The sequence below is a fragment of the Micromonospora sp. CPCC 205561 genome (genome assembly GCF_036906775.1).
GTDB lineage: Bacteria > Actinomycetota > Actinomycetes > Mycobacteriales > Micromonosporaceae > Micromonospora.
On sequence record NZ_JBAKHV010000102.1, the window covers coordinates 1 to 6,572 of the forward strand.

The window sequence follows — 6,572 nt, forward strand, 5'->3', positions numbered from 1 at the left end:
CACCCGGCGCGTCGCTGCCCGGCTCGTCGGCGCCCGGCGCGTTCCTGCTGGCGCGCCGGTGCGGTCGCGGTGCTGGGGCCCCTCGCCGTCGGCCGTCGCGCTCGGGGCGGGCCCGGGCCGGGACAGGCCACCGACCGCGTGGGGCCGGTCGCCGCGCGGGCGGGTCGGGCCGCTCGGGCGGGTCGGAGCGGCGGCCGGACCCGTCGGGCGGCCGAGGCGGCACGGGCGGAGCCGGTCCGGAGACCGCCGCGCGGGACGCCGGCCACGGCGTGCGCGCGCCGGGCGTTGGCCACGGCGTGCGGGGGGCCGGGGCGGACCTCTCCCACGATCCAAGCTAACAGCCGCCGGTCGCGGCCGGTATCGGGCGCCCGACCGAGTGCGCCGGCCGGTGGTGGCTGACTAGGTTCGCCCGATGCCAGTCGAAGAAGTGACCGCCTCCGCCGCCGGTACCTGGATGCTCGGCGACCGCGTGGTGCGCCGGATGGGGTTCGGTTCCATGCGGCTCACCGTCGATCCGGACCGGGGGCGCGCGATCCGCGTCCTGCGCCGGGCGGTGGAGCTCGGCGTGAACCACATCGACACCGCCGCCTTCTACGTGTCGCCGGGCGGGCCGCTCGGCGTCGGCACCGGATCGCCCCGGTACGCCACCGAACTGATCCGCGAGGCGCTCGCGCCGTACCCGGAGGACCTCGTCGTCGCCACGAAGGTCGGGCCGTCGTTCGACGAGGCGACCCGGCACCGGGAACTGACCCCGGCGGAACTGCGCCGGGAGGTGGAGGAGAACCTGCGCCGGCTGGGCCGGGACCACCTGGACGTGGTGAACCTGCGGATCGTCCGGCGCCCGGGGCGGGACTCGGTGGTGGAGCGCCTCGCCGCGCTGGCCGAGCTGCGTGACGCCGGGATGATCCGGCACCTCGGCCTGTCCAACGTACGGGTGGACCACCTGGACGAGGCGCGGGACGTCGCGCCGGTGGTCTGCGTGCAGAACGCGTACGCCCTGGAGGTGAACCGCTGGGCCGACGAGTTGCTGCGGGTCTGCGGCGAGCGTGGGATCGCGTTCGTGCCGTTCTTCGCCATCGCGGGCGCCGGGCGGGAGGCCGGTGCGAACGGCGACCACGACGACGCCGTGCGGGCGGTGGCGCGCGCCCACGGCGCGACCCCGCACCAGATCCGCCTGGCCTGGACGCTGCACCGGGGGCCGCACGTGCTGGCCATCCCCGGCACCGGCGACCCGGAGCACCTGGCGCAGAACGTGGCGGCGGGCGCGATCCGGCTCTCCCCCGACGAGCTGGCCCGCCTCGGTTGACGGGCGGGCCCGCCCGGCCCGACGGGGGACGGCCCGCCGGACGCCGGGCCGCACCGGCGCCGGCTCAACGGCCGGCGAGGAAGGCGAGCGCCCGCCGCCAGGTCTGCGCGGCGGCCACCGGATCGTGGTCGGGCAGCTCCGGATCGGTGTAGAGGTGGCCGACCCCGGGATAGCGGTGGACGCTCATTTCGGCCCCGGCCGCGGTCATCGCCCGCCGCCACCGGCCGAACTCGGGCTCCGGGGGATAGTCGTCCGGGTCGGCCATGTGCAGTTGCACCGGCAGGCCCGGACGGACCGCCTCCGGTGCGCCGCCGGCGCCGTGCAACAGCAGCAGCGCGGCGGCCTCGGGGCGCTCGGCCAGCAGCGCGCCCGCCACCCCGGCGCCCAGGGAGAACCCGGCCAGCACCGCGTCGGGCGGCGCCGCGCGCAACGCGGCCCGGGCCCGGCCCGTCACGGCCGCCTCACCGACCCGGTCGAGCAGTGCGAAGCCCTCCTCGATCGTCTCCACGGCCGGCGCGTCGTAGAGGTCGGGGGTGACGACGTGGTGGCCGGCGGCGCGCAGCCGGTCGGCGGCGGCCAGCACGGCGGGTCGCAGCCCGTAGACGGAATGAAACAGCACGACGTGTCCCATGCCGGCATCCTGCCCGACGCGGGTGACAGTCCCGGGCCCGGCGGGCGCGGCGCCGATCGGCACCGGGTGGCGCCGGTCAGCGCAGCGACTCCAGCCGGCGCACCAGTTCCGCCGGCCCCGGCATCGCGGCGATCTCGGCGCCGACGCGGCGCGCCGCGTCGCGCAACGCGACGTCGGTGACGAGCCGGGTCAGGGCGTCGGCGGTGACGTCGCGGGCCCGCAGGGCGATGCCGGCCCCGCAGGCGGCCACCAGCTCGGCGTTGTGCCGCCGGTCGCCCGCCCCGACCGTCGCCAGCTGCGGCACCCCGGCCGTGAGCGCGGCGTAGACACTGCCCGCGCCGCCGTGGTGCACCAGCGCCGCGCTCGCCGCCAGGGCCGCCGGGATCGGGATCCAGTCGACGGTACGCACGTTGCCGGGCAACCCGCGGCGCGCCAGCCGGGCGGTCGGCCGGACCAGGACGAACTCGGCGTCGACCCGGTCGGCGACGGCGACCACCGCCGGCATCGGCCCGGCACTGCCGGGGCCGGCGACGGTGCTGCGGCTGACCAGCACCCGAGGCCGCTCCCCCGGTTCGCGCAGCCAGTCCGGCAGCCCGCCGTCGCCCAAGTCGGTGCCGTAGCGCATGGGCCAGCCGTCCTGGCTCAGCACGCTGGGCGGGGCGACGGCGATCGCGGCGGCCGGGGGCGGCAGGTCGGTCAGGCCGTGCCGGCGCAGGGCGGGACCCAGCCGGGCCAGGGTGGCGCGGGCCAGCTCGCGGCCGTCGAAGAGGGCGTTCTCCTGGCGTACGGCGGGCACCCCGAGGATCGCGGCGGCGAGCGCCCCGGCCACCGCGAACGGTTCGTGGATCACCAGGTCGGGCCGCCATTCGCGGCCCACCGCCAGCACCCCGTCGGCGAGCTGGTCGTTGACCGCGCCGAAGAGCAGCCCGGCGCCCCGGGTGCCGGCGGTGCCGGCAAGCTCGGAGCGGGCGACCAGCGGGTGCCGCAGCATGACGCCGCGGGCGATCCGTCCGAAGTCGAACGCCGGCGCGACGTCGCGCACCGGCAGCCCCGACCGCACCGCCCGCAGGGCGTCGGCGGCGGTGGCGACGAGCACCTCGTGCCCCGCCTCGCGCAGCGCGCCGGCCAGCGGCAGCAGCGGCAGGACGTGCCCGGTCAACGGCGCGGAGACCACCAGCACTCGCACGGTGCCGATGCTAGCCGCCGCCAGCTTCCCCGTGGGGGCCGCCGGTCGCGGAACCGGCCGGCGGCGCGCCTCGACCGGCGGTCGGGGGTAGGGTCCGGCTGCGGCCGCGGAACTCGGCCACCACCTCGCCGTCGTCGCGGGTGACGGTGACGTCGTAGATGCCGCTGCGGCCGTACCGGGTGCGCTCGGTGGCGCGGGCGGTGAGCAGGTCGCCCTCGCGGGCGGGACGCACGAAGGTGATGTCTCCTCCGGCGGCGACGGTGGCCGGGCCGTGGCTGTTGCAGGCCAGCGCGAAGGCGGTGTCGGCGAGCAGGAAGACGAAGCCGCCGTGGGCGATGGCGTGGCCGTTGACCATCGCCCCGGTCACCCGCATCCGGGCCACCGCCGCGCCGTCGGCGGCGTCCACCAGCTCGATGCCGAGCCCCCGGGAGGCGACGTCGGCGGCGAACATGTCGTACGCCGCGTTGCGCCCGCCCACCTCGGCCGCCGCGCCGCTGCTCGGCGATCCGCCCGGGCCCGCCCGTCGGCCGCCCGTCCCGCCGGGACCGCCCACCTCGACCGCCACGCTCACCCCGCTCGTGTTCCCGACCGGACCGGCCGGCACGCGGCGCGGCCCCAACCACGGCGCGACGCCGCATCCCACCAGCACCCGACGCCGGACCATGCCGAGCGGAGCCGTTCCGCCCACCGGTCCCGGTACCGTACGCCGGCCCGGCAGCGGCACCGTAGGCGCCCGTGCGCCCGTGCGGCGGCGTGGCGGCATGGCGGCGTGGCGGCGTGGCAGTGCGGCCGGCGCCGGGCCGGGGGCGCGGCGGCGACTCACGGGTTCTGCGGGTCCAGGTCGCGTTCGCGCAGCAGGGCGTCGAGCTTGGCCTCGATCCGCTCGTCGGACTCCCGGGACTGCGAGGAGCCCCAGTAGTAGAAGAGGGCCAGGCCCGCCGCCTGCCAGATCAGCTGGAGGAACTCGGACTGCCAGTTCTCGAACGTGGAGGCGAGGAACTGGGGCAGGAAGTCGCCCCACGCGAAGGGCTCGCCGTGCTGGCTCGCCTCGTTGCGCTGCGCCAGGGCCTGGAAGACGAACTGCCCGATCCAGGAGACCAGGAACAGCGCCCCGGTGACCAGACCGAAGGCGTACGCCCGTGGCCATCTCGGCTTGCGCAACGGCGGCCCCTCGGCCCGACGGCGCGAGCGCCCGCCGGCAGGCGTGGAGCCGGACGGACGCGCGGCGGAAGTCGTGGTGGTGTCGGCCATGACGATTCCCTTCTCGACGAAGCCCTGGGCACGGCTGTGCCCAGGGACAATAGGGATGAAACGACGGCCCGGCGTGGCGGGCGCGGCCCACCGCTTCCGCCAATGTCCAGCTGTTGCAAATTTGTGGCAGCAGCTCTGGACGCCGCCGAGCTGACGTAACTAGTTTGATCCGCATGAGTCCTTACATCGCCGACGCCGCCGCCTGGCAGGAGAGCTGGGACCGTCAACAGGAGGCGTACCTGCCCGACCGCGAGCACCGCCTCGCCGCCATGCTGGACGCGGTGGACGCGGTCCACGACGACGACCGGCTCCGGCTGCTCGACCTGGCGGGCGGCACGGGCACCATCTCCGACCGGGCGCTGCGCCGCTTCCCGCACGCGGAGATCACCCTGGTGGACCTCGATCCGGCGCTGCTCGCCCTCGCCCACGCCTCGCTCGGCGACCGCGTCACCATCGTCACCGCCGACCTGTGCCGGCCCGACTGGCACGCCGCGCTCCCCCACCGCGATTACGACGCCGTCCTCACCGCCACCGCGCTGCACTGGCTGCCGGCCGAGCGGCTGGAACGGCTCTACGCCGAGCTGCGCGAACTGCTGCGACCCGGCGGGATCCTGGTCAACGCCGACCACATGCAGGACGACACGCTGCCGAAACTCAGCAAGCGCCTGCTCGACCGGGCCCGGGACCGGCGGACGGCCCGGTACGCCGCCGGCGCCGCGCTCTCCTGGGCGGACTGGTGGCAGCGGGCGGAGGCCGACCCGGCCCTGGCCCCGCTCGTCGCGCGACGGCGCGCCATCTACCCGGGCGGGCACAGTCCGGAGTGGAACCCCCCGGTCTCCTGGCACCTGTCCGCGCTGACCGCCGCCGGATTCGCCGAGGTCGGCACGGTGTGGCGGGGCGGCGCCGACGCGGCGGTCGCCGGGGTGCGCTGACGGGTCCGCCGCGACGACCGGACCGCCGCCGCGACCGGCGTTAGGCTGGGCACCGCGCACCGAGGTCCCGCCCGTGGCACCGGTGGGGAGGAGCGGTGACAGGACCGGACCGGCGGGTCGATCCCGACGTCGACCTGCGCGTCGATCCCGACGTCGACCTGCGCGTACCCGCCGACCGGGGCGAGCTGGCCGCCCGCCCGGGCGCCGTGCTCGGGGCGGTCGCCGCCGGCGGGGCGCTGGGCGCCCTGGCCCGGGCCGGTCTACAGCACGCCTTCCCGTACGGCCCGGCGGGCTTCCCGTGGGCGACCTTCGTCGTCAACCTGACGGGGTGCCTCCTGATCGGCGTCCTGATGGCGGCACTGGACCGGTCCGGCGGCCGGTGGCCGCTGCTGCGCCCGTTCCTCGGCGTGGGGGTGCTCGGCGGCTACACCACCTTCGCCACGTACGCGGTGGACGTCCGGCTGGCCCTCGACGCCGGCGCACCGGAGGTGGCCCTGGGCCATCTGGCCGCGACGCTGCTCGGCGCGCTGGTCGCGGTCTGGCTCGGCGACGCCCTCGCCGGCCGGCTGCTCGACCGTACGGCGTCCCCGCCCGCCGTGCGGTCCGCGCCCGGGGACCGCAGCCGGGACCACCGCGCCCCCGCGGCCGGCGCGCCGGATGCCGACGGCCCGGGCGCCGGTCGGCCGGAGCACGGGGCCGGCCGGTGACCGTCCTGCTGATCGCGCTCGGCGCGGCCGTCGGCGCGCCCCTGCGCTACCTCACGGACCGGGCGGTGCAGGCCCGGCTCGGCGGCGCCTTCCCGTGGGGAACGCTGACCGTCAACGTGGCCGGGTCGCTGCTGCTGGGCCTGCTGATCGGCCTGCCCGTCGGCCCCGCCGCCGACGCGCTGCTCGGCACCGGCTTCTGCGGCGCGCTGAGCACGTACTCCACCTTCGGCCACGAGACGCTGCGGCTGGCGCGTCGGGGCAGCCCCTCGCGCGCCCTGGCCAACGTGCTGGTCAGCGTGGCCGCCGGCCTCGCCGCCGCCACCGCCGGCTGCGCCGTGGCCAAGGCCATCGCCGGCTGACCACCACCCCGCCCTTCGCGCCGCCCCGGCCGCAGCCGCCGCCCCTGCCCCGGCCGCCGCCCGCGATCTTGCACTTTGCGCCCTCGGTCCGCCGCTTTCGTCCGGATTCCCGGGGCGGTAAGTGCAAGATCGCGGGGGCGGGGCGGGAGGGGCGGGAGGGGCGGGAAGGGGGTGGGGGGCGGGGGTGGGGGGTGGGGGCG

At 77.5% G+C, this 6,572-nt stretch carries 7 protein-coding genes and 1 pseudogene; 4 read left to right on the plus strand and 4 right to left on the minus strand.

Going from position 1 to position 6,572, the window contains the following annotated elements; all coding sequences use genetic code 11:
• The first annotated feature begins 412 nt into the window (after positions 1–412).
• Positions 413–1,306, plus strand: a complete 894-nt coding sequence (locus V6V16_RS27475) for an aldo/keto reductase (protein WP_334566801.1) — start codon at positions 413–415, stop codon at positions 1,304–1,306.
• Positions 1,307–1,370: 64 nt separating this feature from the next.
• Here V6V16_RS27475 and V6V16_RS27480 read toward each other — a convergent pair whose 3' ends face one another.
• The 4 genes and pseudogenes from V6V16_RS27480 to V6V16_RS27495 all read right to left on the minus strand — a co-directional run bounded on the left by V6V16_RS27480 (position 1,371) and on the right by V6V16_RS27495 (position 4,284).
• Positions 1,371–1,937, minus strand: coding sequence for a dienelactone hydrolase family protein (locus V6V16_RS27480; RefSeq protein ID WP_334566804.1), 567 nt, complete (start codon positions 1,935–1,937; stop codon positions 1,371–1,373).
• A gap of 76 nt (positions 1,938–2,013) precedes the next feature.
• Positions 2,014–3,123: a nucleotide disphospho-sugar-binding domain-containing protein gene (locus V6V16_RS27485; RefSeq protein WP_334566806.1), complete on the minus strand. Its 1,110-nt coding sequence runs from the start codon at positions 3,121–3,123 to the stop codon at positions 2,014–2,016.
• A gap of 88 nt (positions 3,124–3,211) precedes the next feature.
• A pseudogene (paaI, locus tag V6V16_RS27490) lies at positions 3,212–3,574 on the minus strand (hydroxyphenylacetyl-CoA thioesterase PaaI); the annotation flags it as partial.
• Positions 3,575–3,942: 368 nt separating this feature from the next.
• Complete coding sequence (locus V6V16_RS27495) at positions 3,943–4,284, minus strand: DUF6766 family protein (protein ID WP_334566809.1); 342 nt, start codon at positions 4,282–4,284, stop codon at positions 3,943–3,945.
• A gap of 263 nt (positions 4,285–4,547) precedes the next feature.
• Between V6V16_RS27495 and V6V16_RS27500 the strand changes: the two genes are divergently transcribed.
• From V6V16_RS27500 to crcB, 3 genes are all read left to right on the plus strand, one after another.
• Positions 4,548–5,306 carry a class I SAM-dependent methyltransferase gene (locus V6V16_RS27500; RefSeq protein WP_334566811.1) on the plus strand — a complete coding sequence of 253 codons (759 nt, stop codon included), beginning with the start codon at positions 4,548–4,550 and terminating at the stop codon, positions 5,304–5,306.
• A gap of 95 nt (positions 5,307–5,401) precedes the next feature.
• Positions 5,402–6,013 (plus strand): fluoride efflux transporter FluC, encoded by a 612-nt coding sequence (locus V6V16_RS27505; RefSeq protein WP_442934166.1) that lies wholly within the window; start codon positions 5,402–5,404, stop codon positions 6,011–6,013.
• Positions 6,010–6,372: a fluoride efflux transporter CrcB gene (gene crcB / locus V6V16_RS27510; RefSeq protein WP_334566813.1), complete on the plus strand. Its 363-nt coding sequence runs from the start codon at positions 6,010–6,012 to the stop codon at positions 6,370–6,372. Before V6V16_RS27505 ends, crcB begins: the two co-directional genes overlap by 4 nt.
• The last annotated feature ends 200 nt before the right edge of the window (positions 6,373–6,572 follow it).

Coding starts and splice junctions, on each gene's coding strand:
- V6V16_RS27475 (WP_334566801.1), top strand. CDS start 413: ATGCCAGTCGAAGAAGTGACCGCCTCCGCCGCCGGTACCTGGATGCTC.
- V6V16_RS27480 (WP_334566804.1), bottom strand. CDS start 1,937: ATGGGACACGTCGTGCTGTTTCATTCCGTCTACGGGCTGCGACCCGCC.
- V6V16_RS27500 (WP_334566811.1), top strand. CDS start 4,548: ATGAGTCCTTACATCGCCGACGCCGCCGCCTGGCAGGAGAGCTGGGAC.